A 24,313-nucleotide genomic window follows, 5' to 3' on the forward strand; every position below is an offset into this window, starting at 1 on the left:
CCTTATGCGCAGTTTGTAAAATTTGATATTGATACAAGAAAATACTTCAGATTTAACGGAAACCAGACATTGGTACTTCGCCAGTTCATCGGAGTAGGAATACCTTATGGGAATTCCCAGGATATGCCTATTATCAAATCTTATTTCAACGGAGGTTCCAACGATATCAGAGCCTGGGTAGCATTTGGAGGATTAGGTCCTGCAGATTCTCAGGTGGATGAAAGAGTTCGTACCTATATGACAGACAACGTAAAACTTACCACCAATATTGAATACAGAATTCCTTTCAATAAGACTTATGAAGGAGCTTTATTTACGGATATCGGAAATACATGGAGTCTTCGTAACTATAACGACGGGTATGGTGATGAGTTTAAATTCAGCAAGTTCTGGAAACAGGTTGGTATCGGAAGCGGGTTCGGATTAAGGTTAAATATTGCTTACGTTACTGCAAGAATTGACCTTGCCTACAAGATCTATGATCCGAATAAACCTGAAGGTGACCGATGGAGAATCAAATACATCCAGCCTTTCAAGCCAACAGTTAATATCGCGTTCGGGTATCCTTTCTAATCCGGAGAAACGCCTAAAATAAAATACACTACAGCAATCACACGGGCGAGGATTTCCTCGCCTGATTTCTGTAAAAGCTTTCAGGTTTTGTGACATCCTGCGCATCAAATCCCAAAGCATTCATATCATTATTTCTTGCAAAAAACAATGCTCTGAGGTTATGATATCCCTGAGATACAATGATGACATTTTTCTTTTTATAAACATCCTTACAGCGCAGAATACTTTTATAGGTATTGAATCCCTTCGGATCTTCTACAATAATATCTTCAGGAACACCTTCCTGATTCACCAGATAGTTTCTCATAGCTCCCGGCTCATTGTATCCTTTGCTCTTCTCCCCGCTCACTATAATCTTTTTGATTTTCCCGTGATGGTAAAGAAGTGCTGCAGCGTCCATTCTTTTGGTGAAATAAGGATTGGATTTTCCTGATCTCATTTTAGGAGATGTTCCCAGCACCAAAGCGATTTCCCTGGGTGGTATTTTTGAGATTTTGGTATAGGTTCTCCCGTTGGTGAGCCCGAAAACCCACGCATTACACAGGCATATCATCAGAATCCCTAATTCCAGTGATATAAACCCAAGGTTAAATATGTTCTTAATAACTCTCAACTAAGATCAAAGTTAAGCTTTATTTTTTTACTTTTCACAATAGACATACAAGCTAAAATACGTCCCTGCGCTTCCTCTTTTTCGGTAAGATACTCATTCTCCAGCAGTTCCACTTCTCCTTCTTCCAAAGAACATTCACAGCTGCCGCATATTCCTGATTTGCAGGAATAAGGTACCGGAAATTTCTGAATAAGAAGCTGTTGAAGAATTTTATCCTTATTATCAGGAAGCAGGGTTGTATATTGTTTTCCCAGCATGGTAAATTCAACTTCTATATTTTCAATAAGAGGAAATTCTTTTTCTACAGGATAAATATCATCATTGAACTCTTCAAAAAGCTCAAAATGAATGTTCTTTTTCGGAATCCCATGGTGATAGCAGGCATTCGCCAGGGTTTTGATCATTTCTCCTTTTCCGCAGATCAATACCTCGTCTACCGCATCCCAGATGGTAGATTCTTCATCGGTATCATCCAAATGGAGGATCTGATTAATAATAAGATTCAGTTTCTTCTCATCCAGCCGGCCATAAAAAAACTGATCGGCAATTTTCTCCTGTGAAAAAAAGTAAAAAATCTGAAGCCTGTCTCCACATGTTCTGGCAAGATTATCCAATTGATCACGGTATACAAGATCATCCGAGCTTTTATTTCCAAAGAATAAAAACAAACGGGTTCTGGGCTCGTTGTGAAGGATATTTTTAAAATGGCTTACAATAGGAGTAATTCCGATTCCGGCTGCAAAAGCAACAATTGTTCTGAATTCGCTTGGTTTGGAGACCAGTGTAAATCTTCCCGCCGGTTCGCTTACCCATAGAACGTCACCTGTATTATAGTTTTGAAACAGCTGGGATGTAGCTCCTTCAGAAGAGTTGATCTTTATTCCCAGGCTTATTTTTCCTTCATAAGGTGCTGAAGTCATTGAGTAATCATGAATAACCTCTTTCCCATGTGACTGAAATCTTACACTGACATACTGCCCTGCTTCAAACCTGAAATTTTCCTTTACATTCCCGGGAATATCAAACTCCAGAGAAAAAGTATTTTTGGTCAGCTGTTCCTTTTTCGCTATTTTTAACGGATGAAACTGTATCAGTTTCCCTTTATAGATTTGTTGTTCCATAACTTCAATTCAAAAATAGATAAAAAATAATTTATGAAGAAGATAATTTTATCCACGTTACTTCTTACTGCATTGTACAGCTGTAAAAAAGAAGGTCAGAAAACTGAAAACACAGCTTCTGCAGATTCCCTTTCTGTATCTCAAACCACAGAAGCTGAAGGAAGTACAGTTCTTCCCAAAGAACTCTCCCCGGAAAATGTAAGCCAGCATCTGGCAAAAAATAATGACACTTTATATGTTACCAATTTCTTTGCAACCTGGTGTGGCCCGTGTATGAGAGAAATTCCAAGTTTTAAAAGTAAAATGGAGGAATTAAAAGGAAAGCCTGTAAAATTCACCTTTGTAAACCTTGATGACAAAGCTGAATGGGCCGGTGCTGTTAAGAATTTTGCTGCAGAAAACAAACTGGGAAACAGCATCGTCTTACTGGACGGACAAAAATTAGATCAAAACTTCTTCCATAACAACTTCAAACAGTGGGACGGAGGTTCTATTCCTTTTACTTTCATGAGAAAAGGTGATAAAACTGATGAATATCTGGGAATGATGACGGAAGATGTCCTGAATTCAAAAATCGATTCTTTCTTAAAATAAAATAGACTGAACTCTTTCTGAATCATGTCAAAAAGATTTAAAATCCTGTGTTTATTATTTGTGACCGCTATTATTATCAGTGCTGTCATTAATATGAACACAGGATTTTTAAGTTTAAGTTTCGGGGATTTCTTTCAGGATTCAGCTCATAACCAAATTGCCGAAATCCGCATCAACCGTGTTCTGGTAATGATGCTGGCCGGAATTTCAATTCCTACTTCAGGTTTTCTGATGCAGGAATATTTCCAGAATCCGCTGGCAGGACCTGATATATTGGGAATAACATCGGTCGCCAGTTTATCGGTTGCCTTTTATATTTTCTTCTCCCATAATATTCTACTGCCTGAGTTTTTACAAAATAGTTTCCTGAGTTTATCAGCCATTGGCGGGAGTTTACTGCTGATGCTGATATTGCTGTCCATGTCCAACAGATTTCAGGATAAATCATACCTTATTATTTTCGGGTTTCTCATATCTGCTTTTGCCGGTGCTATTGTGTCATTACTTCAGTTTTATGCGGAAAATCAAAGCCTTAAAAACTATATTTTATGGTCTTTCGGAGCGAATAATATGGTGACCAGAAACCAGATTTATGTATTGTCTGTCCTTGTTTTTATCGGTATGTTCATCTGTTTTAAGGCTATAAAACCACTTATCGGTAATTCTCTCGGCAATTCATATGCACAAAGTTTAGGAGTAAACCTGAAACAGCTGAAGCTTTTAATCATCATTGCATCCTCCCTTCTATCCGCTTCTATTACTGCATTTCTGGGACCTATTTTATTTATCGGAATCATTGTTCCTCACTTCTGCAGATTGGTTTATAACCCATCCAGACTATGGCAGCAGTGGATTCTTAATATGTTTCTGGGAATGCTGATCATGCTGCTTTTCTCTGTCATTTCAGAAAAAACACAGATTCCTTTGAATGTGATAAGCTCGGTTTTTGGAATACCTGTGATTCTGATGATGCTATTGAAACAGAATAAAGTGTGATGATGGTGTATATAAACCGAGCAACCAATTTCAAAATAATACAGACCAGGAAAATAACTCATAGAATTTGAGAATAATTTTATAACTTACTTCAATGGGTAAAAAGGAAATCAATCATACTGTGTCATTCCGAAGGAATCTAAATTACTTTGTCTAGATGCTTTCAGCATGAAAAAACAAAACAGAATCAAAGAAATAACAAATCCATAAAACCCACAGCAATCAATCAAGAAGAATCAAGTATGCACCTACAGATCAAACAGGCTAATATCGGTTACAGTACAACACTAATCTCCAATGCCAATGCGGATTTAAAGCTTGGGGATGTATGCCTGCTGATTGGTAATAATGGGGTTGGAAAAACAACGCTTATCAAGTCTGTTCTGAATCAGCTTCCTTTACTGGATGGCGAAATCTTTATTAATGGCAAAAATGTAAAGAATCTTTCGGTAAAGGAAATTGCAGAAAACATTGCCATCGTTTTTTCAAAGTCGGTAATACCGCAGCATTATACAGTTGAGGACCTCATTTCCCTGGGAAAGTACATTTATTACCCTTTTTATTTTGAGTTAACCCAACAAGACCGCGAAGAAGTTACCCATATTATTGAAGAACTGGACTTAAATCAATACCGATATACTCTTCTTAAAAACCTCTCAGACGGAAATCTGCAGAAAGCATTTATCGGCCGTGCCATTACCCAAAACTCTCCTATCATTATCCTGGATGAGCCTACAACCCATCTGGATGAGAAAAACAAAATCATTATTCTCAAAACCCTGAGAAAACTGGCCAGGGACCAGAATAAGCTTATCCTGTTTTCTTCCCATGACTGGCGATTGGCCAAAGAGTTTGCAGACAAGATCTGGTATGTAAAAGAAAGCCATCTGTATTCCGGGATTGTTGAGGACATTTTACTTCAGCATAGTGAGCTTACCAATGCTTCCTTATTTCAAATCAACGAGACTTTTATTCCGCCTTTTATTTCCGCTCCCCAGTTTCACAAGGAAATGCTGTATTCCCTGCTTCAAAAAAACTTCCCAAAAGACCTGTCTGACCTGAATTTTGAATTTCAGGCCCCATTTTGGGTAATTACTAAAGATTCCGCGCATTACCAATGTGAATCTTTTGAAGAAATTGTTAATTTAATCTCAAACATTCATTAATACTAGGTTTTCTTTGATTAATTCATATACTATGCATGCATAGTATTATGCTAATCATACAATTTAATCTGTTTACTATCAGGTTATTAACAAAATTTAACGTTAATAAATATTATGCATGCATAATATTTATTAAATTTGGGTAAAACCATTGGCGCAAAAATGATGGATAATAATAAGGAAAAAATAGAAAACGTAGATTTAATTTTAAAGCAGACCTGGCTGGCTGTTTCAAAAATGTACACAGAATTAGCTCAGGAACATGATTCAACGGCTGTACAGGCCCTCACTCTTCTTAAAATAGATCCTAAAGAAGGGACCCGAAGTACCAATCTCGGTCCAAAGATGGCTATTGAGCCGACTTCTTTAACGAGAATCATCAAACTTCTGGAAGATAACGGATATATCTATAAGGAAAAAACAACCACTGATAAGAGAGAGGTTATCATTAAACTTACAGATAAAGGGTTAAACTCCAGAAACATGTCTAAAGAAGTCGTTGTCAACTTTAACAAGAAGGTCATGGAAAAGATCTCTCCTGAAAAGATGGAAACGTTCAAAGATGTAATGAGCGAAATCATGAAAATAGCAAACGAATTATTAAATAACAGAAAATAAATTATGATGAACCTTTCGGTTCCATCTAATCTTCTCAAAATAAAAATTTACATATGAAAAGAAGAATCAAACATGTAACGGTTCTTGGTTCAGGAATTATGGGAAGCGGTATCGCAGCTCACTTCGCCAATATTGGTGTTGAAGTATCACTCTTGGATATTGTTCCTTTTGAACTTACTGAAGCTGAACAGAAAAAAGGTTTGACCAAAGATGATAAGGTAGTAAGAAACAGAATTGCTTCCGAAAACTTTGAAAAACTTAAAAAAGCAAGTCCTGCACTTCTTTATTCACCAAAGTTTGCAGACAGAATCAAAATCGGAAATTTCGATGACGATTTGCCGAAAATCAAAAATACGGACTGGATCATTGAAGTGGTGGTAGAAAGGCTTGATATCAAAAAGTCGGTTTACGAAAAGATTGAACAGTTCAGAAAACCGGGAACATTAATTTCCTCCAATACATCCGGGATTCCTATTCACCTGCTGACAGAAGGCAGAAGCGAGGATTTCAAAAAATACTTTGCCGGAACGCACTTCTTCAACCCGGTAAGATATCTTCCTCTTTTAGAGATTATTCCTACTAACGATACAGATCCTGAGATCATCGATTTCTATATGAACTATGGAGCGAAATTCTTAGGTAAAACCACGGTTCTGGCAAAAGATACTCCGGCATTCATTGCCAACAGAATCGGAGTTTTCTCTATGATGGATCTTCTTCACAATGTACAGAAATTAGGACTTACCGTTTCTGATGTTGATAAATTAACAGGTCCGGTTATAGGACGTCCGAAATCTGCAACATTCAGAACAGCTGATGTGGTAGGTCTTGATACATTGGTAATGGTAGCCAACGGAGTTCGCCAGAGTGGTGCTGAAGCCAATGATTTCAACGACGTTTTTGCACTTCCTGACTATATCCAGAAGATGATGGATAACAAGTGGCTGGGTTCAAAAACAGAGCAGGGATTCTATAAAAAAGTGAAAAATGCAGAAGGAAAATCTGAAATTCACGGATTAAACCTTGATACTTTAGAATATGAGCTTCAGGGAAAATCATCATTCCCTACCCTGGAATTAACAAAATCTATTGATAAACCGATAGACAGGTTCAAAGTGCTGATCGGCGGTAAAGATAAAGCCGGTGAATTGTACAGAAAATCTCTGGGCGCATTGTTCGCTTATGTGTCGCACAAAGTTCCTGAAATTTCTGACGAAGTTTACAAAATAGACGATGCTATGAGAGCCGGTTTCGGATGGGAAAACGGTCCGTTTGAAATCTGGGACGCTGTAGGCGTTGCAAAAGGTATTGAACTGGCAAAAGATGCAGGATATGAAGTTTCGGATTGGGTAAAAAATGTAGAAACATTCTATAAAGTTAATGATGAGGGACAAAGTATTTATGTGGATAAAAATTCAGGAGAATACAATAAAATTCCAGGTCAGGATGCATTTATCATTTTAGATAATATCAGAAAAAATAAAACACTTTGGAGTAATTCAGGGGCTGCTATTGAAGATTTGGGAGATGGAATTATCAACTTTGAGATCCGCTCAAAAATGAACTCTCTCGGAGGTGAAGTTCTTGATGGATTGAACAGAGCGATTGATTTGGCAGAAAAAGAATACGACGGACTGGTAATCGGGAACCAGGGAGCAAACTTCTCTGTAGGAGCTAACCTTGCTATGATCCTCATGATGGCTATTGAGCAGGATTGGGATGATCTGAATATGGCTATCGCTTACTTCCAGAAATCCATGATGAGAGTACGCTACTCTTCTATTCCTGTAGTAGTTGCTCCTCACGGAATGACTTTAGGCGGAGGCTGCGAAATGACAATGCATGCAGACCGGGTGGTTGCAGCCGCTGAAACGTATATCGGACTTGTAGAAACCGGAGTTGGGGTAATCCCCGGCGGTGGTGGTACTAAAGAACTGACTCTAAGAACTTCCAGGGAATTCCACAACGATGATGTTAAAAATAACAGGCTTCGTGATGCTTTCATGAACATCGCTATGGGTAAAGTTGCCACTTCAGCCTATGAAGCTTATGATATGGGAATCCTTGAAAAAGGAAAAGATATTGTCTCTGTAAGCAAAAACAGACAGATTGCAGAGGCTAAAAAAGTAGCCAAACTAATGGCAGAACAAGGATATACCCAACCTATTGAGCAGAAAGTAAAAGTTCTTGGTAAAGATGCCTTAGGAATGTTCTATGTAGGAACAGACCAGATGTTAACAGGAAACTATATTTCTGAGCATGATAAGAAAATTGCAGATAAGCTGGCCAACGTAATGGTAGGTGGAAACCTGTCTGAACCTACAGTTGTTACAGAACAATATCTGCTGAACCTTGAAAGAGAAACTTTCTTACAGCTTTGCGGAGAGAGAAAACTCTGGAGAGAATTCAGTATATGTTACAAAATGGAAAACCGTTGAGGAATTAATTTGTACAATGTCGGATGTAAAATGTAAAAGGTATTGACATGCATAATTTCAGGGAGTTGGAAGTTTGGAAGAAATCAATTTTGCTTTGTAAGCATTATTATATGATTTCTAAGGACTTTCCAAAAGAAGAATTATTCGGATTGACTTCGCAGTCAAGAAGAAGTCTTTATTCAATTCCCTCAAATATTGCTGAAGGAGCCGGAAGGGATTCTGACCCTCAGTTTTGTCAGTTCTTAAACATTGCATTAGGATCTTCATTTGAATTTGAAACTCAGGTCATCATTGCTCATGATTTGGAATTCATTAAAAAGATGATTTTGATTTGCTCATATCCGAAATTAAACATGTTCAAAACATGATAATCAAATTAAAACAAAATTATTCAAAATAACGTACACTGTACATTTTACATTGTACATAATACATTTTACATAAATGAAAACAGCATACATAGTAAAAGGATTCAGAACAGCAGTAGGAAAGGCGCCAAAAGGCTCTCTGCGTTTTACACGTCCTGATGTGATGGCGGCTACCGTTATTGAAAAATTAATGGCTGAGCTTCCGCAATTAGATAAAAACAGAATTGATGACCTTATCGTAGGAAATGCAATGCCTGAAGCTGAACAAGGGCTGAACGTTGCACGTCTGATCTCTCTGATGGGATTAAATACGGATAAAGTTCCGGGAGTTACAGTAAACAGATACTGTGCTTCAGGAAGTGAGGCGATTGCAATTGCTTCTGCAAAAATCCAGGCTGGCATGGCGGATTGTATCATCGCTGGTGGTACCGAATCGATGTCATATATTCCAATGGGAGGTTATAAGCCTGTCCCTGAAACGGATATCGCAAAAACCAACCCTGACTATTACTGGGGAATGGGCTACACGGCTGAAGAAGTGGCAAAACAATATAAAATTACAAGAGAAGAACAGGATCAGTTTGCTTTTGAATCTCACATGAAGGCTTTAAAAGCGAATCAGGAAGGCAGATTTGCCAGCCAGATCGTTCCGATTCCTGTAGAATATAACTTCCTGGACGAAAATCAGAAACTGCAGACCAAAAAGTTTGATTTTTCAGTAGATGAAGGTCCAAGAGCGGATACTTCTTTAGCTGGCCTTGCAAAATTAAGACCTGTATTTGCCAACGGAGGAAGCGTAACTGCCGGAAACTCTTCTCAGATGAGTGACGGAGCAGCTTTCGTAATGGTAATGAGTGAGGAAATGGTAAAAGAATTAGGATTAGAGCCTGAAGCAAGATTAGTAGCTTACGCTGCCGCCGGACTGGAGCCAAGAATCATGGGAATGGGGCCTATCTATGCTATCCCGAAAGCGTTGAAACAAGCCGGTCTTGAATTAAAAGATATTGAGTTAATTGAGCTTAACGAAGCTTTTGCCTCTCAATCAGTTGCGATCAAGAAAGAATTAGGTTTAAATCCTGACATCTTAAACGTAAATGGAGGAGCCATCGCCCTTGGCCACCCGCTTGGATGTACAGGAACCAAACTTACGGTTCAGCTTCTTGATGAAATGAGAAAACGCGGCAACAAATACGGAATGGTTTCTATGTGCGTAGGAACCGGACAGGGAGCAGCTTCTATTTTTGAACTTTTATAATTGTATAATGTCCGTTGTACAATGTATAAAGTATAAAGTATTAAATCTTACATAATAATAATTTCATAAAAAAGTACAATGTACATTTTACATTATACTTTTTACAAAAAATAAAAAAAACAGATATGGCTACATTAAAAGGCGGTGAATTCTGATTAAGCAAATTCCTGCAAACGAAATTTTCAGCATTGAAGAACTGAATGAAGAGCAAAAAATGCTTCGTGATTCTGCAAAAGAATTCATAGACAGAGAGGTGGTGCCTCAAAAAGAGCGTTTCGAAAAGAAAGATTATGCATTTACTGAAGAAACAATGCGTAAACTGGGCGAAATGGGAATGTTGGGTATTGCAGTTCCTGAAGAATACGGAGGTCTTGGAATGGGATTTGTGACCACAATGCTTGCCTGTGATTATCTTTCCGGAACAACAGGTTCTTTGGCAACAGCTTACGGAGCACATACCGGAATCGGAACCCTACCTATCGTCCTTTACGGAACTGAAGAGCAAAAGAAAAAATACCTTCCGGATTTAGCAACAGGAACAAAATTCGGAGCTTACTGTCTGACAGAGCCGGATGCAGGTTCTGATGCCAACTCAGGAAAAACAAGAGCAAAACTTTCCGAAGACGGAAAACACTATATCATCAATGGACAGAAAATGTGGATCTCTAATGCAGGATTTGCAGATACATTTACATTATTCGCTAAAATTGATGATGATAAAAACATTACCGGATTTGTAATCAACAGATCTGAGCTTGAAAACCCTGAAAGCCTAACTTTCGGTGAAGAAGAGCATAAATTGGGTATCCGTGCTTCTTCTACACGCCAGGTGTTCTTTAATGACATGAAGATTCCTGTGGAAAATCTTTTAGGAGAAAGAAACAACGGTTTCAAAATCGCTTTAAATGCATTGAACGTAGGCCGTATCAAATTAGCGGCAGCGTGTCTTGATGCACAGAGAAGAATCTTAAACCACTCTATCCAATACTCTAACGAAAGAAAGCAGTTTGGTGTATCAATTTCCACTTTCGGGGCTATCAGAAAGAAAATTGCTGAGATGGCAACCGGAGTGTTTGTAAGTGAGGCTGGCTCTTACAGAGCTGCTAAAAACATTCAGGATAAAATTGATGAATTGGTAGCTGCCGGACTAAGCCACCAGGAAGCAGAATTAAAAGGAGTTGAAGAATTCGCTGTAGAATGTTCAATCCTTAAAGTATTTGTATCTGATCTTGCCCAGCACACTGCAGATGAAGGAATTCAGGTATACGGAGGTATGGGATTCTCTGAAGATACTCCTATGGAAGCTGCATGGAGAGATTCAAGAATTTCAAGAATCTATGAAGGTACGAACGAAATCAACAGATTGTTAGCAGTAGGAATGCTTATCAAGAGAGCCATGAAAGGCGAATTAGACCTGTTGTCTCCTGCCATGGCCATCAGTAAAGAATTGATGGGTATCCCTTCATTTGAAGTTCCTGATTATTCAGAATTTATGAGTGAGGAAAAAGCAATTATTGCTAATCTTAAGAAAGTATTCTTAATGGTTTCCGGAGCTGCTCTTCAGAAATATATGATGGATATTGAGAAACAGCAGCATTTATTATTGAATGCTTCTGAAATCCTGAACCAGATCTATATGGCAGAATCTGCAGCATTAAGAGCAGAGAAACACTTCTCTCCTGATTCTGTAGAAGCAGCTATGGCTCAATTGAATCTTTATAAAGCGGTTGAGAAAATTATCACTGCTGCTAAAGAAGGAATCGTATCTTTTGCTGAGGGAGACGAGCAGAGAATGATGCTTTCAGGATTAAGAAGATTCACCAAGTATACCAACCATCCGAATGTAGTAGCTTTAACTGAAAAAATTGCTGCCCATTATATTGAAAAAGGATCTTATTAGTCTTTAATAACATACATTTGATTTAAAACGCCTCATTTTTTTGAGGCGTTTTTATTTTTTACCACTATCTGTTATTATTAACATTGAATTTATCGTTATCTCATAAATATAATTCAGAAAAAATCAGTATTTTTATTTTAAATTAACAAACTGATGAAAACATTATTACTTCCCCTTTCTTTATTTCCGCTACACTTACAGCACAAAAAAAGGATAATTCAGTACCAGTTCCCCAATTAGATACCACAAAAATGATCATAAGGATAAGCTGCCAGGATATTTTGCTCTACAATCAGATCAACCACGGAAAGAACTGTATAAAATACTGACCTTTACCCCTAAGGGCACTCCCCTTTTGTTCAAATATAAAATTCTGAATGCCATTACACGGGAAAAGCTAGAAATAAACCCTAAAAAACAGCATAATCCAAATAAATACAACACAAACTAAAAACTATTACCATGGGAAAATTTATTATCTCTAAACGATCAAACGGTGACTTTCAATTCAACCTTAAAGCAGGAAACGGACAGGTTATTCTAACCAGTCAGGGTTACAGCACAAAACCATCCTGCGAAAACGGGATCGGATCTGTAAAGACCTATTCACAGGAAGATTCAAAATTTGAAAGAAACACAGCCAATGATGGCAGATGTTATTTTAATCTGAAAGCAGGAAACGGACAGATCATAGGAACCAGCCAGATGTACGAATCCGATAATGGCATGGAAAACGGAATAGAATCTGTAAAAAACAACGCTCCGCATGCTCATATAGAGGATGAAACAATGATGTAAAAATCATCTGAAATATTATGGATAAAAATGCTTTAGTTTTTAAGGCATTTTTTATTTTTGTACTCTATTTTTCATTAGAAATGACAAAAGAAGAATTACTGAATAAAGCAATCAAAATCGCCGATAAGGCTCATAAAGGACAAACCGATAAATACCATGCTCCATACATTGCTCATGTAATGCGTGTAATGAACTATGGTAAGACACTGGATGAAAAAATCGTTGGGGTACTGCATGATGTGGTAGAAGACCACCCACAGGAGTTTAGCCTGGATTATTTGAGATCGGAAGGGTTTCCAGAATATATTATCTTCGCCATCAGCTGCCTGACAAAGCTTGATCCGGAAGAAGATTATGATGAATTTATCAAAAGAACAGAAAGATCCCTTCTTTCCGTTGCCGTAAAACTGAATGACCTTCGTGACAATATGGACCTTAGAAGAGTAAACCGGGAGCTTACTCCCAAGGATATTAAAAGATTCAATAAATACCTGAAAGCCTATCGTTATCTGATAGAGAAATATTAATAAAAAACACATGACTAATAACCTACCCAAAATTTCATCGGCTTATCAATCTAAGCTGGTATCTGCTATTGTATCCATTTCAGTTTTTTCCTGATATACCTGATGCTTATACTCGCTTCTTTGCTTATGATATTCTTATTAGGATATGGAGCCATAAAAATGCTGAGCATTGCTGTTAATTATTTTACCGTTTTAGGGGCAGCAGGACTCTTAAGTGTAGGTATTTTTGTGTTTATATTTCTTGTTAAGTTCATTTTCAGAAAAAACCATTACAGCAACCGTCATTTGCTGGAAGTGAACAGATCTCATCAGCCTCAGCTGTTTGCGATCATTGATGAAATTGTGGCTGAAACAGGAGTGAAAGCTCCTCAAAAAGTTTTCCTTTCTCCGGATGTAAACGCCAGTGTAAGCTATAATTCTATTTTCTGGAGTATGTTTCTGCCTGTTAAGAAAAATCTAACGATTGGCGTTGGGCTTATCAACTCTACAAGCGTAGGAGAACTCAGAACAATTCTGGCTCATGAATTTGGGCATTTCTCCCAAAAAAGCATGAAAGTGGGTGGTTATGTGAATCAAGCTGAAAAAATAATTTTTGAGACCGTTTACAACAATAAAGACTACGAAAACTTTATCATGGAGTTTTCAGGAGGAAATGCTGTTTTTAAAATTTTTGGTCTGATTTCCGTCAGTTTCATTAATGCTTTTCAATCTGTTCTTAAAAGCATGTCCAGTTTCCTTTTTAAAAACCATGCTTCCCTTCAAAGAGAAATGGAATATCATGCAGATGCTATTTCAACATACATAACCAATCCTGATGAACAAACCTCATCTTTATTAAGACTGGAATTAAGCGATGTTGCTTTTAATTACTCTTTTAATTTTTACATTGGAAACAATCAGAAATATCTTCCGAAAGACCTGTATAAGAATCAGTTTTCTTTGATGAAAATTTTATCTGAAAGAAACAATCACCCTTACGTAAACGGACTTCCTAAAATAGATGCTGAAGATCTTACCCGCTACAATAAATCCAGAATAGAAATTGAAGATCAATGGACGTCACATCCCGATATTTTAAAAAGAGTCGAAAGGATTAAAACAAACAAAACCAGAAATAAAGCAGCAGACCATAGGTACGCAAAAGAAATAATCAGCGGATTTGATAAGATCTGCGAAATTATGACCTCAAAATATCTGACTTTACATGCTGTAAAAAACGCAGGTGAAATAATAGAGGATGAAACTTTCATCAGACTTTACCTGGATAATAATGTTTATCAGACGTTCAGCTCAAATTTCAATGGATATTATGAAAGACACAACCCTGTTATAGAAAATATTGAATCTGTAATTTCTGACGCATCCTCTTATCATGATATTGATCTTTTCAGTGACAAAAAAGTATCTTTAGTCTACGAAAAATCAGGAATAGAGAATGATATTCAGACACTGCAATATCTGGTTTCCTATCCGAAGGAAATAAAAACCTTCAGATTTGACGGTACTTTATACAAATCAAAAGATGCTGCTGGTCTTATTCCTAAACTGGAGAATGAACTAAAGAGAGTAAAAGATGAACTTCTGGAAAATGATAAAGCAATTTTTCAGTATTTTTACCATGTTTCCAATGAAGATATTAAGAAACAACTTCTTAGCAAGTACAGGAATTTTGCAGTATTAGACAGAGAGTTTGATGTATTTCAGAAAAGTCTTAATGATTTTACGGTATACCTGCAGTTTATGGCCGTTACTTTACCGTTTGAAGAAATCCGTCAGCACAGAACCAAGCTTTTGAAAGCGGAAGAACCTTTTAAACAAAAGACTAAAGAGCTGATAGAAAACTCGGCTTACAAAGAAGCTTTAAAAGCTGAAGATAAAAACCTGCTACAGGAATTTGTAAATTCTGAGTACATCTATTTCAACAAAGACAAATATCTTGAACATGAACTAAACGCCATATCATTAGTGGTTGAAAAGTATCAGACCCTACTGAATGATCATTACCTTAATTCTAAATTGGAACTGCTGAATTTTCAGGCAGAATTAAATAAAAATTAATCTGCTCCCGGGAAATCATAAGTTTTTGTGTGGTGGTCTGTTCCGTCGATATTGATGTTTAATGCGAGGTAAATAAAATGTAAATTTTTATTTCCTTTTGCTTCGAATTCACGCTGCCACAGATAGCCGCTCACGATACCAAAATAATCATCGATCTGATAGCCGAAACCGCCATAGACTCTGTTTCTGGCAAAAGCAGGCTTCATCGGAGAGACAAAGAAAACCTCGTCATATGCATTGGCAAAAACAGTTCCTTTCTTGATGGTTTTGGCATTTAAAGGAACACTTACATTCAGACGGTACCTGTAACGCATTCTCTGAGAAGTCTGATCTGTTTTAGGCTCATAGAACCAGCTCTTTTCAGCACGGAAACGGTTTTCAAACTTTACGATGCCTTTTTTAAGATCAATAACATCCTGAAGCCATACCCTGAATTCTTCCCTGCTTAAACTATGATCCTTATAATTGACGTATCTTCCCAGTCCTATGAAAGGTTTATGGTTTTTGGTGAGATTATATCCCAACCCTCCTTTTATTTCATAATAATCAGGGTACGTATAATCTTCATTACCACGCAGCTGTCCTTCTGCATACAGGAAAAATTTAGGATGAAACTTATAGGTCAGAGTTACTGCATTGAAGCTGGAAATGTGTTCCTGTGCTTTAAAAAAGAAATTCCAAGTAGTAAACCTAAGCCTATAAGACGTTTCATAAAAAATTTTTGCAAATGTATATTTTTTAACAATTTGTTAATATTAACTTTCATTAATATTAAATTAACAGCTACTTAATATTAATCGTATAAGAAAACCCAATGTGGAACCACCTTTGAGGCATTGCCACACCAAAGGCTTCCGTATAATTTGTATTGGTAAGATTGTTAATCAGCACATAAACAGAGTAATCTTTCCCAGCAAAGCTCAGTTTCTCATCTACCAGATTATAAGTTCCCAGATTTACTCTCTCATTATAACGGTAAACAAGCTCATTGACAAAGTTTTTCAGGAATCTGACCTCCAGCTTCGAGACAAACTGATGTTTCAGATTATCCAGAATATACCTTGAAACCAGACCTTCTTTCTCTTCATATTTACTGTCGATATAAGTATATCCCACCGTATATTTCAGCCAGTCAACCGGTCTGTGGCTCCACTCTGCTTCTATTCCTTTCGTTTTGATATCTCCTACGTTCTGGGCAAACCATACTTTATCACTGACATCATTTTTCACCCAATCGATAGAATTACTGGAATTTCTTAGAAACCCACTGATTTTAGCTAATATCCTGTTGTCTTGATATTGATATCCTACCTCAGATGAAACCGCATTTTCAGGCTGTAAATCAGGGTTTCCCTGTTCGGTTCTGCTGACATAATACAGTTCGGTAAAGGTTGGTATACGATGTACTTTTGCAATATTTCCGTAGATTTTATTATTGGCATTAAAGTTATATCCTACATCCAGCCCGGGATAAAAGAAATTACCTTCCTTAGAATAATTGGCCCACGAAATCCCCGGACTGATATTCAGTTTTTTGTCCAGTAATGAAAAATGATGTTCAAAGAAAACCTGGGAAACAAAACGGTTCCTGTCTCCTAAGTTACTGCTCGCCAGAAATTCTTTTCTAAGCTCTACTCCAATTCCGGTTGTTCCCAATCCCCACTGGTAGCTGGAATTCACTTCTCCCCCTACATTATTTCCGATATGCATATTTCTGTAAAAGTCAGGATTCCATCTGTCATAAAGATACATATCCTGACCTCTTCTCCAATACACATTTGAGTTAAGTTTAAGCTTTCCGAAAGTCTGCTGGTGAGCCACACTTACAATAGAAGCCTGCGTCTCCTCATACTGTTTTGTGGCAGTACTGGAAGCATAAAAACCATTGGCCCCGAATTTCTTTTCTGAAAAACCAGCCTGTACTCTTACATCTCCGTTTTTGATATTCAGTTTTCCCTGGTAAAATACATTCCTGATTTCATAATCCGTATTGAACATATAACCTTCTGAAGAAGCAGAATTAGCCTGAAGAGAATTGGTAAACTTCTCATTTCCCATCTGTGCATTAAATCCAAGGCCATACGAGCCGTAATCTCCACCTTCTGCACTGATCTTCACTTTTTTACCGGGAACAGTTTTCGTAATGATGTTAATAACGCCGGCATATGCATTCTGCCCGAAACGTCTCGCAGCCGGGCCTTTTATCACTTCTATTTTTTCTACATCATCCAGATCTACCGGGATATTCATATTGTTATGTCCGGTCTGGGAATCATTCATCCTGATTCCATTCAACAACAGGAGAACCTGTTCAAAGAGCTTCCACGGAAACCGATATCACTCTGTACCCCATTGGCTCCTCTCCTTCTGATATCCATTCCCGGCACCTGCTGAAGAATTTCGTCTATACTTTTGGCAGGAGAATTTACAATATCTTCTCTGGTAATAACACTGATGTTCTGGTTGGCGCTTTTATAAGGTGTAGAGATAAATTTTCCCTGAAATTCAATGCTTTCAATATCTGTTGTCTTTTCCTGTGCATTTACCCAAAGTAAAGATCCCAGAAAAAAAGCACTTCCTATCTTTTTGATCATAATCGTTTCCGTAGTTTTTTTAACAGGCTCCAAAAGTAAGGGAGTTCACCAAGACAGGCAAATGATAGTTGTCATAAAAAAAGATGCAACATCATGTTGCATCTGTGTGAGGGAGTAATTTCTATCTTTTTCTCATTAAATGTGTAACTAGATCTCTGAATAATTTTCTCATTTCTATATTACATATTTACGGGTACAATTTTAAATAATTTTACAATATAAAACAATAGTTAAGTAAAAAAATACAACGTATTTTAAAAAATTAGGTAAAATACCCTAAAATAAACAGTAAAATAAAAGTAAGTCCATAAAACAACCTCTTTTTATTGTTAATTGAGAAGAATATTCCAATTGTACCGCTCGAATTTAACATTCACTATAACAATTTTTAACAATAAGATATACATAAGATTTTCACTAAAATTTCGTAATTTTGTGGGTCTTAATTTTACGATGAAAACATTCTTTTCCAACTGTATATTGAAACAGCATTCTAAAAAATATTGCTGCGCACCGACAGACGAATTCAGGAATATATTCAATGTTTCAATTGATGACAGCCCTGGTATTATGCTGAGGCAAACACCATTATTCTGACAGCCTTATTGCTGTACAGGTACTTTATGAATAAACAAAATATGGCTAACACAACAGAAATAGACATAAAAAAACAGATTTTCGTTAAGAATGCACATCTTAACAATCTGAAACATATAGACGTCCTGATCCCGAAGAACAAACTGATCGTTATTACCGGGGTTTCAGGAAGCGGTAAATCGTCTTTGGCTTTTGATACTATTTATGCAGAAGGACAAAGAAGATATGTTGAAAGTTTAAGCTCCTACGCCCGTCAGTTTTTGGGAAAACTAGAAAAACCAAAAGTAGATGACATCAAAGGGCTTGCGCCGTCTATTGCAATTCAGCAGAAAGTAATTTCATCCAATCCCCGATCCACAGTGGGAACATCCACGGAGATTTATGATTATATGAAGCTTTTGTTTGCAAGGATCGGAAAAACTTTTCTCCCGTTTCCGGAGAAGAAGTAAAAAAAGATTCCGTTTCGGATGTGGTTGATTTCATTAAAACATCCAAAAAAGACAGTTCTTTTCTATTGACAGCGCCACTGGAATATGATACTGACAATTTTAAAGAGACTTTAAATGTTTTAAAACTGGCAGGTTTCACAAGACTTGAAATTAATGGAAATGTAGCAGGTATTGAAGACCTGGAAAGTTTTGGTTTTACCCCTGAAAAAGGCATGACCATCAATCTTGTGATTGACCGTTTTTCATATGAAGAGGATGAAAGCTTTTTACAAAGGCTTGCGGATTCTATTCAGATGGCATTTTATGAAGGACGCGGATATTGTTCATTGAAGAACACAGATACTGGCAAGATAAAAGAATTCTCCAATAAATTCGAGCTGGACGGAATGGAATTCCTTGAACCGAATGTCCACTTTTTCAGCTTTAACAACCCTTACGGTGCATGTCCGGCATGTGAAGGATACGGAAAGGTCATCGGAATTGATGAAGACCTTGTCGTGCCTAACAAAACACTGTCGGTCTACGAAGATGCGGTGGTATGCTGGAGAGGAGAAACCATGAGTGAATGGAAAAAGATTTCATCAAAAAAGCCGGTGACTTCCCTATTCACAAACCTTATCACCAGCTAACAAAAGAACAGAAAAACTTCCTTTGGAAAGGTGATGGAAGGAGTAATTTCCCATGCATCAATAATTTCTTCAAAATGCTTGAAGAAAACCTGTATAAAATCCAGTACAGGGTAATGCTTTCCCGCTACAGAGGAAAACCCTTTGTCCCACATGCGAAGGATTGAGACTTCGTGAAGAAACAAGCTGGGTAAAAGTAGACGGACATAATATCCAGTCGATGATTGAGCTTCCTCTGGATGAACTCACTCCCCTGATCAATGGGCTAAAGCTTTCAGAACATGATAAAGAGGTCGCAAAACGGTTATTGTATGAAATCACAACCCGCCTGGAATTCTTATTAAAGGTAGGGTTAGGGTATTTAACCTTAAACAGGACTTCCAATACGCTTTCGGGAGGAGAAAGCCAGAGAATCAACCTTGCAACAAGCCTGGGAAGCTCATTGGTAGGTTCTATTTATATTCTGGATGAACCTTCTATCGGGCTGCATTCCAAAGATACTGAAAACCTCATCGAAGTATTGAAAAACCTTCGTGACCTTGGAAATACTGTTATTGTAGTAGAACACGACGAGGATGTGATGAGGGCTGCAGACTACATTATTGATATCGGTCCGGAGGCTGGTTATCTTGGTGGAGAGCTGGTATTTTCCGGAGATTATAAAGACCTGAAAAAGCCAACACCCTTACTTCAGAATACCTTACAGGAAGACTGGAAATTGAAGTCCCGCAAAAACGCAGAAAAGCAAAAGAATGGATTCACATTAAAGGGGCCCGCCAGAATAACCTTAAAAATATTGATGTAGACGTTCCTTTGGAAAATCTTGTTGTAATCTCTGGGGTTTCAGGAAGCGGAAAATCTACTTTGATGAAAGAGATTCTTACCAATGATATTCAGATTCAGTTGGGAATGGGTGGTAAAAAAGGAGACTATGATTCTGTAGAATTCCCGAAAAAGCTGATTAAAAACATCGAGCTGATAGACCAGAACCCGATTGGAAAATCATCCCGTTCAAACCCGGTAACTTATCTGAAAGCTTACGATGATATCAGAGATCTTTTTGCTAAACAGAAAGTAGCCAAAATGATGGGTTACAAGCCTAAGCATTTCTCTTTCAACGTAGACGGCGGAAGATGTGATGAGTGTAAGGGAGAAGGCGTGATCAACGTTTCCATGCAGTTTATGGCAGACATCGAACTTGAATGTGAGGTTTGTAAAGGAACACGATTCAAAAATGAGATCCTTGAAGTGAAGTTTGATGAGAAAAGTATTTCAGATATCCTTCACATGACCGTAGATGAGGCGCTGGAATTCTTCAAAGATAACAATGAAGAGAAAATCGTAACGAAACTGAAACCTCTTCAGGAAGTAGGTTTGGGTTACCTTCAATTGGGGCAAGCTCTTCTACCCTTTCCGGAGGTGAGGCTCAGCGTGTGAAGCTGGCATCATTCCTTGTAAAGGGAGTAACAACGGATAAAACGTTATTCATCTTTGATGAGCCTTCTACAGGACTTCACTTCCATGATATTCAAAAGTTATTGAAATCATTACAGGCACTGATTGATCTCGGACACTCGGTGATTGTTATTGAACACCAGCCTGATATCATCAAATGCGCCGACTACATTATTGACATCGGTCCGGAGGCAGGAAAGCATGGTGGAGAAGTTGTTTTTGCAGGAACCCCTGAAGATCTGACTAAAAACAAGAAATCTTACACTGCAAAATATATCAAAGAAAAACTTGAACAATAAATACAACCGGCTGTTTTAAAAACAGCCGGTTTTTTATTCAGATTCTCTATCTTTATTAAACCATTACAAAATTATGTTATGCCCTGGAATCCCGAACTATACGATCAGTACAAAGATGTGCGTTATAAACCTTTTTATGATTTAGCTGCATTAATCAGGCCTGAAAACAATATAAAAGCCATTGACCTAGGCTGTGGCACCGGAGAACAAACCTCCATCCTGACAGAAAAACTGGCAGGTTCTACATTTTTAGGAATTGATTCATCAGCAGAAATGCTTGAAAAATCAAAGAGATATGAAAGAGAGAATCTGCATTTTAAGCTTCAGACCATTGAGGAAACAGCGCAGATTGGCCAGAAGTGGGATCTCGTCTTTAGTAATGCCGCTTTGCAGTGGGTGGATGATCATGAAACTTTATTTCCTAAAATCATCGGGCTGCTATCACCTGGAGGTCAGCTAGCTATCCAGATGCCTGTTCAGAATGAAAATATACTGAACCAGATCCTGGCGCAAATGACAGATGAAGAACCTTATGTCACTTATTTACATCATTTTAAACGGGATTCCCCGGTACTTTCCATGGATGATTATGCACAGATATTATTTGACAACGGAATTCAGGATATAGAAATCTTCCAGAAGGTTTATCCTATCATTGCAGATGATCACGAAGCTTTATATGCCTTTATCTCAGGAACCGCATTACTGCCTTATCTTGAACGCCTTGAAGGAGAACAGAAAGAAAGTTTCATCACCGAATTTAAATCCCGTATTGCAAAAAGATTTACAAAATATCCGGCCATTTATGCATTTAAGCGTATCCTGATGTACGGACGTAAGAAATAAAAGATCTTTATCTATTAAATAAGCTGTCACGATTTTATGACAGCTTATTTTTTAGCATTCTTTAATTTTTCAGATTGAGGTTGTTTAAACTTTTATATTCATTATTTTAACCACAAAAGGCGCAAAAGTTTTAAACACTTCAATTTTTTAAGAATCAAACCTTAAGTGTACTTTTCTGCGGTATCATTTTAAACTTACTTAAATGAACTTAAGTGTTTTAAAATGAAGCCTTTTGTGACTTTTGTGGTTATGTACAGTTTAAACAACTTTATTATATAAAAACGGACTCTTCTGTGTATAATCTGAATTTTCAATCTGAGAAACCAAAAACCCGGCAAGATCTGAAGCACTGATATTCTCTCCTTACAATCTGTCAGATTTGCTTCAGTTGTGAAGTTTTCATCTGTAAGGTTAATTAATGGTAACCTTACCAAGGTCCAGTCCAGGTTACTTCCCAGAAGGAGTTCATACTCTTTTTGCTTATCTGCAGTAGTTTCAGGATAGTTTTGATACATCCATTCTGTAGCCATTTTTACTCTTTCATTTTTTTGATCGGATAAGGTATTTACGCTCAGTCCGGTAGTGACAATATACCGGGTGATTCCATGTGAGTTCATTGCTTTAATTATATTTTTCGCAGCATCACTGAAGATAGACTTCTCCCCTTTTGGCTGGCCTAAAGTACTCATGACAAGATCAGTTCCCGTAATCAGTTTATGGACCGCTGCTTCATCCCTTGCATCTCCTTTTACCGTTTCAATTAAAGGATTCTGAAGAGTAAAGTTTTCAGGATGTCTCAGTAATAGCTTAAGAGAATGCCCTTTCTCAAGAAGGTGTTTTACCAGATATTGTCCGGATTTTCCCGTTCCGCCGATAACGGCAATTGTATATGTTTTCATAATGATTTTTTTAATGGTAAACATCAACAGCCAAAAGCAGATTAACCGCGAATGACCATTGATAAAGCAATTGACATATTGTTTGTCGCTTTGATAATGATATATAATAAATGTATCGGGTTCAGAAGTTTGAACCTAAGATTTCAGGGATCAGAATATCCCTGAACAAGAGTAATATGTATTACGAGATTTTAATGAATTAAAGTTACATTTTTTTCAGCATTAAAAAATCAAAAAATTTATGATTTTGACAACACTTTATAAAACATAAAGTATTTAACTTTGATAACAATCTTACTATCAATACATTCCAACTACACCAAATAAAAATATAATTATATGGAACCATTTACTGTTAACATTCCCGAATCGGTGATAACCGACCTGAAAACCCGCTTACAAAATACCCGATGGCCTGACGAGCCTGAAGGTGCCGGCTGGCATTACGGAACCAACGAAACCTATCTGAAAGAACTTACTCAATACTGGATCAATGATTACGACTGGCGGATGAATGAGCTGCAATTGAATCAACATCCTCAGTATACAACACATATAGACGGAATTCTGATTCATTTTCAATACATCAGGTAAAGGTCCCAATCCCAAGGCTTTAATCCTTACGCATGGCTGGCCGGATAGTTACTACCGTTTCCATAAGATCATTCCATTGCTTACAGAAGGTGAACAGAGTTTTGATCTGGTTATTCCTTCCATCCCGGGATTCGGATTTTCTGATAAAACAGCAGTCAGCAGTGAAAAGGTAGCAGATTTGTGGAAAAAACTGATGACTGAAGTACTTGGATATAAAAATTCTGTGCTGCCGGAGGAGATATAGGCATGGGAGTTGTAAAATCGCTGACTTCAAAGTATCCTGAAGTTATGGAAGCCGTTCACCTTACAGACGTAGGATATCCAACCGGTCAGGAGGATCCGTCAACAATGAGTGAAGAAGAAAAGAAATTTGCACAGTTTGTCCAGCAATGGTGGTATAGTGAAGGTGCTTATGCGATGGTACAGTCTACCAAACCACAGTCGCTAGCGTACGGCCTGAATGACTCTCCCGTTGGGCTTGCAGGCTGGATCATAAGTTTTGCGAATGCAGGCGCTCCTCCGGAGCTTATTGAGACTGCATTTGGTGGAAAAGATGAAATGCTCACCAATATTATGATCTACTGGGTAACACAAACCATAGGTTCCTCTGCCAGAATGTATAAGGAAGACGCAGCAGCTTTATGGAGCGGAACTCAGGTTCATCAAAAAAGTAATGTCCCTGCAGGTGTGCTTGTATTTCCCCGTGAAGCTCAGTTTCCAAAAGAATGGGCAGAACGATTCGTACATGTGACCAGCTTTAAAAAAATGGATGAAGGAGGACATTTTGCAGCACTGGAATTACCCCATATATTTGCAGACGAATTAAGGTCATTCTTTTATTCTGTCACATAAAATCAAACCATGAAATATCCTATATCCATTACTCTTACAATTCCTTTGTTGGTCATGAGCTGTTCTGTTCAAAAAAG

18 protein-coding genes and 5 pseudogenes are annotated in these 24,313 nt (G+C 37.6%); 17 read left to right on the forward strand and 6 right to left on the reverse strand.

Features of this window, described 5'->3' with window-relative positions; all coding sequences use genetic code 11:
- Positions 1 to 27: 27 nt before the first annotated feature.
- On the forward strand, positions 28 to 573 hold the full coding sequence (locus OWR28_RS13365; RefSeq protein ID WP_332387466.1) for a BamA/TamA family outer membrane protein: 546 nt from the start codon (positions 28 to 30) through the stop codon (positions 571 to 573).
- On the opposite strand, the pseudogene OWR28_RS13370 reads toward OWR28_RS13365, so the two are convergent.
- Together OWR28_RS13370 and OWR28_RS13375 are read right to left on the reverse strand one after the other, a co-directional pair.
- Positions 570 to 1,186: pseudogene (locus OWR28_RS13370) on the reverse strand (SanA/YdcF family protein). The gene OWR28_RS13365 and the pseudogene OWR28_RS13370 overlap by 4 nt on opposite strands.
- Positions 1,183 to 2,307 (reverse strand): flavin reductase family protein, encoded by a 1,125-nt coding sequence (locus tag OWR28_RS13375; RefSeq protein WP_332387022.1) that lies wholly within the window; start codon positions 2,305 to 2,307, stop codon positions 1,183 to 1,185. Before OWR28_RS13375 ends, OWR28_RS13370 begins: the two are co-directional and overlap by 4 nt.
- A gap of 33 nt (positions 2,308 to 2,340) precedes the next feature.
- On the opposite strand from OWR28_RS13375, the gene OWR28_RS13380 reads away from it, so the two are divergent.
- The 11 genes and pseudogenes from OWR28_RS13380 to OWR28_RS13430 all read left to right on the forward strand — a co-directional run bounded on the left by OWR28_RS13380 (position 2,341) and on the right by OWR28_RS13430 (position 15,025).
- Positions 2,341 to 2,901: a TlpA family protein disulfide reductase gene (locus tag OWR28_RS13380; RefSeq protein WP_332387023.1), complete on the forward strand. Its 561-nt coding sequence runs from the start codon at positions 2,341 to 2,343 to the stop codon at positions 2,899 to 2,901.
- A 24-nt stretch (positions 2,902 to 2,925) separates the two neighbouring features.
- Complete coding sequence (locus OWR28_RS13385; protein ID WP_332387024.1) at positions 2,926 to 3,897, forward strand: iron ABC transporter permease; 972 nt, start codon at positions 2,926 to 2,928, stop codon at positions 3,895 to 3,897.
- Between the two features lie 242 nt (positions 3,898 to 4,139).
- Complete coding sequence (locus OWR28_RS13390) at positions 4,140 to 5,063, forward strand: ABC transporter ATP-binding protein (protein ID WP_332387025.1); 924 nt, start codon at positions 4,140 to 4,142, stop codon at positions 5,061 to 5,063.
- Positions 5,064 to 5,228: 165 nt separating this feature from the next.
- Positions 5,229 to 5,681 (forward strand): MarR family winged helix-turn-helix transcriptional regulator, encoded by a 453-nt coding sequence (locus OWR28_RS13395; protein WP_041461799.1) that lies wholly within the window; start codon positions 5,229 to 5,231, stop codon positions 5,679 to 5,681.
- Positions 5,682 to 5,734: 53 nt separating this feature from the next.
- A pseudogene (locus OWR28_RS13400) lies at positions 5,735 to 8,127 on the forward strand (3-hydroxyacyl-CoA dehydrogenase/enoyl-CoA hydratase family protein).
- A 102-nt stretch (positions 8,128 to 8,229) separates the two neighbouring features.
- Complete coding sequence (locus tag OWR28_RS13405) at positions 8,230 to 8,487, forward strand: four helix bundle protein (RefSeq protein WP_332387026.1); 258 nt, start codon at positions 8,230 to 8,232, stop codon at positions 8,485 to 8,487.
- Between the two features lie 76 nt (positions 8,488 to 8,563).
- On the forward strand, positions 8,564 to 9,742 hold the full coding sequence (locus tag OWR28_RS13410; RefSeq protein ID WP_332387027.1) for an acetyl-CoA C-acyltransferase: 1,179 nt from the start codon (positions 8,564 to 8,566) through the stop codon (positions 9,740 to 9,742).
- Between the two features lie 125 nt (positions 9,743 to 9,867).
- A pseudogene (locus tag OWR28_RS13415) lies at positions 9,868 to 11,642 on the forward strand (acyl-CoA dehydrogenase FadE).
- A gap of 462 nt (positions 11,643 to 12,104) precedes the next feature.
- A complete protein-coding gene (locus tag OWR28_RS13420; RefSeq protein ID WP_332387028.1) occupies positions 12,105 to 12,440 on the forward strand; it encodes a YegP family protein in 336 nt (111 codons plus the stop codon).
- Between the two features lie 80 nt (positions 12,441 to 12,520).
- A complete protein-coding gene (locus OWR28_RS13425) occupies positions 12,521 to 12,967 on the forward strand; it encodes a phosphohydrolase (RefSeq protein WP_041461800.1) in 447 nt (148 codons plus the stop codon).
- Positions 12,968 to 13,093: 126 nt separating this feature from the next.
- Complete coding sequence (locus OWR28_RS13430; protein ID WP_332387029.1) at positions 13,094 to 15,025, forward strand: M48 family metallopeptidase; 1,932 nt, start codon at positions 13,094 to 13,096, stop codon at positions 15,023 to 15,025.
- Here the strand turns inward: OWR28_RS13430 and OWR28_RS13435 are convergent.
- The 3 genes and pseudogenes from OWR28_RS13435 to OWR28_RS13445 form a co-directional block, all read right to left on the reverse strand.
- On the reverse strand, positions 15,022 to 15,771 hold the full coding sequence (locus tag OWR28_RS13435) for a DUF2490 domain-containing protein (RefSeq protein WP_332387467.1): 750 nt from the start codon (positions 15,769 to 15,771) through the stop codon (positions 15,022 to 15,024). The genes OWR28_RS13430 and OWR28_RS13435 overlap by 4 nt on opposite strands.
- 37 nt (positions 15,772 to 15,808) lie before the next feature.
- On the reverse strand, positions 15,809 to 17,083 hold the full coding sequence (locus OWR28_RS13440; protein ID WP_494168469.1) for a TonB-dependent receptor plug domain-containing protein: 1,275 nt from the start codon (positions 17,081 to 17,083) through the stop codon (positions 15,809 to 15,811).
- A gap of 156 nt (positions 17,084 to 17,239) precedes the next feature.
- A pseudogene (locus OWR28_RS13445) lies at positions 17,240 to 17,619 on the reverse strand (TonB-dependent receptor); the annotation flags it as partial.
- 638 nt (positions 17,620 to 18,257) lie between these two features.
- Here OWR28_RS13445 and uvrA point away from each other — a divergent pair.
- Together uvrA and OWR28_RS13455 are read left to right on the forward strand one after the other, a co-directional pair.
- Positions 18,258 to 21,045: pseudogene (gene uvrA, locus OWR28_RS13450) on the forward strand (excinuclease ABC subunit UvrA).
- 78 nt (positions 21,046 to 21,123) lie between these two features.
- Positions 21,124 to 21,891, forward strand: a complete 768-nt coding sequence (locus OWR28_RS13455) for a methyltransferase domain-containing protein (RefSeq protein ID WP_332387032.1) — start codon at positions 21,124 to 21,126, stop codon at positions 21,889 to 21,891.
- A 194-nt stretch (positions 21,892 to 22,085) separates the two neighbouring features.
- Here the strand turns inward: OWR28_RS13455 and OWR28_RS13460 are convergent, their stop codons facing one another.
- The gene (locus OWR28_RS13460; RefSeq protein WP_332387033.1) at positions 22,086 to 22,790 is read right to left on the reverse strand and encodes an NAD(P)H-binding protein; all 705 of its coding nucleotides are present in this window, start codon (positions 22,788 to 22,790) and stop codon (positions 22,086 to 22,088) included.
- Positions 22,791 to 23,129: 339 nt separating this feature from the next.
- On the opposite strand from OWR28_RS13460, the gene OWR28_RS13465 reads away from it, so the two are divergent.
- The 3 genes from OWR28_RS13465 to OWR28_RS13475 all read left to right on the forward strand — a co-directional run bounded on the left by OWR28_RS13465 (position 23,130) and on the right by OWR28_RS13475 (position 24,236).
- Positions 23,130 to 23,384 carry an epoxide hydrolase N-terminal domain-containing protein gene (locus OWR28_RS13465; RefSeq protein ID WP_332387034.1) on the forward strand — a complete coding sequence of 85 codons (255 nt, stop codon included), beginning with the start codon at positions 23,130 to 23,132 and terminating at the stop codon, positions 23,382 to 23,384.
- Positions 23,385 to 23,460: 76 nt separating this feature from the next.
- A complete protein-coding gene (locus OWR28_RS13470; protein WP_332387035.1) occupies positions 23,461 to 23,628 on the forward strand; it encodes a hypothetical protein in 168 nt (55 codons plus the stop codon).
- 2 nt (positions 23,629 to 23,630) lie between these two features.
- Positions 23,631 to 24,236 (forward strand): hypothetical protein, encoded by a 606-nt coding sequence (locus OWR28_RS13475; RefSeq protein WP_332387036.1) that lies wholly within the window; start codon positions 23,631 to 23,633, stop codon positions 24,234 to 24,236.
- Positions 24,237 to 24,313 lie beyond the last annotated feature (77 nt).

It is taken from the genome of Chryseobacterium sp. 1B4 (assembly GCF_036631475.1).
GTDB lineage: Bacteria > Bacteroidota > Bacteroidia > Flavobacteriales > Weeksellaceae > Chryseobacterium.

What these genes read in the sequence shown, in the direction of transcription:
- OWR28_RS13375 (WP_332387022.1), bottom strand. Translation starts at nt 2,307, where the DNA reads ATGGAACAACAAATCTATAAAGGGAAACTGATACAGTTTCATCCGTTA.
- OWR28_RS13380 (WP_332387023.1), top strand. Translation starts at nt 2,341, where the DNA reads ATGAAGAAGATAATTTTATCCACGTTACTTCTTACTGCATTGTACAGC.
- OWR28_RS13385 (WP_332387024.1), top strand. Translation starts at nt 2,926, where the DNA reads ATGTCAAAAAGATTTAAAATCCTGTGTTTATTATTTGTGACCGCTATT.
- OWR28_RS13390 (WP_332387025.1), top strand. Translation starts at nt 4,140, where the DNA reads ATGCACCTACAGATCAAACAGGCTAATATCGGTTACAGTACAACACTA.
- OWR28_RS13395 (WP_041461799.1), top strand. Translation starts at nt 5,229, where the DNA reads ATGGATAATAATAAGGAAAAAATAGAAAACGTAGATTTAATTTTAAAG.
- OWR28_RS13405 (WP_332387026.1), top strand. Translation starts at nt 8,230, where the DNA reads ATGATTTCTAAGGACTTTCCAAAAGAAGAATTATTCGGATTGACTTCG.
- OWR28_RS13410 (WP_332387027.1), top strand. Translation starts at nt 8,564, where the DNA reads ATGAAAACAGCATACATAGTAAAAGGATTCAGAACAGCAGTAGGAAAG.
- OWR28_RS13420 (WP_332387028.1), top strand. Translation starts at nt 12,105, where the DNA reads ATGGGAAAATTTATTATCTCTAAACGATCAAACGGTGACTTTCAATTC.
- OWR28_RS13425 (WP_041461800.1), top strand. Translation starts at nt 12,521, where the DNA reads ATGACAAAAGAAGAATTACTGAATAAAGCAATCAAAATCGCCGATAAG.
- OWR28_RS13430 (WP_332387029.1), top strand. Translation starts at nt 13,094, where the DNA reads ATGATATTCTTATTAGGATATGGAGCCATAAAAATGCTGAGCATTGCT.
- OWR28_RS13440 (WP_494168469.1), bottom strand. Translation starts at nt 17,083, where the DNA reads ATGGGAAATGAGAAGTTTACCAATTCTCTTCAGGCTAATTCTGCTTCT.
- OWR28_RS13455 (WP_332387032.1), top strand. Translation starts at nt 21,124, where the DNA reads ATGCCCTGGAATCCCGAACTATACGATCAGTACAAAGATGTGCGTTAT.
- OWR28_RS13460 (WP_332387033.1), bottom strand. Translation starts at nt 22,790, where the DNA reads ATGAAAACATATACAATTGCCGTTATCGGCGGAACGGGAAAATCCGGA.
- OWR28_RS13465 (WP_332387034.1), top strand. Translation starts at nt 23,130, where the DNA reads ATGGAACCATTTACTGTTAACATTCCCGAATCGGTGATAACCGACCTG.
- OWR28_RS13475 (WP_332387036.1), top strand. Translation starts at nt 23,631, where the DNA reads ATGGGAGTTGTAAAATCGCTGACTTCAAAGTATCCTGAAGTTATGGAA.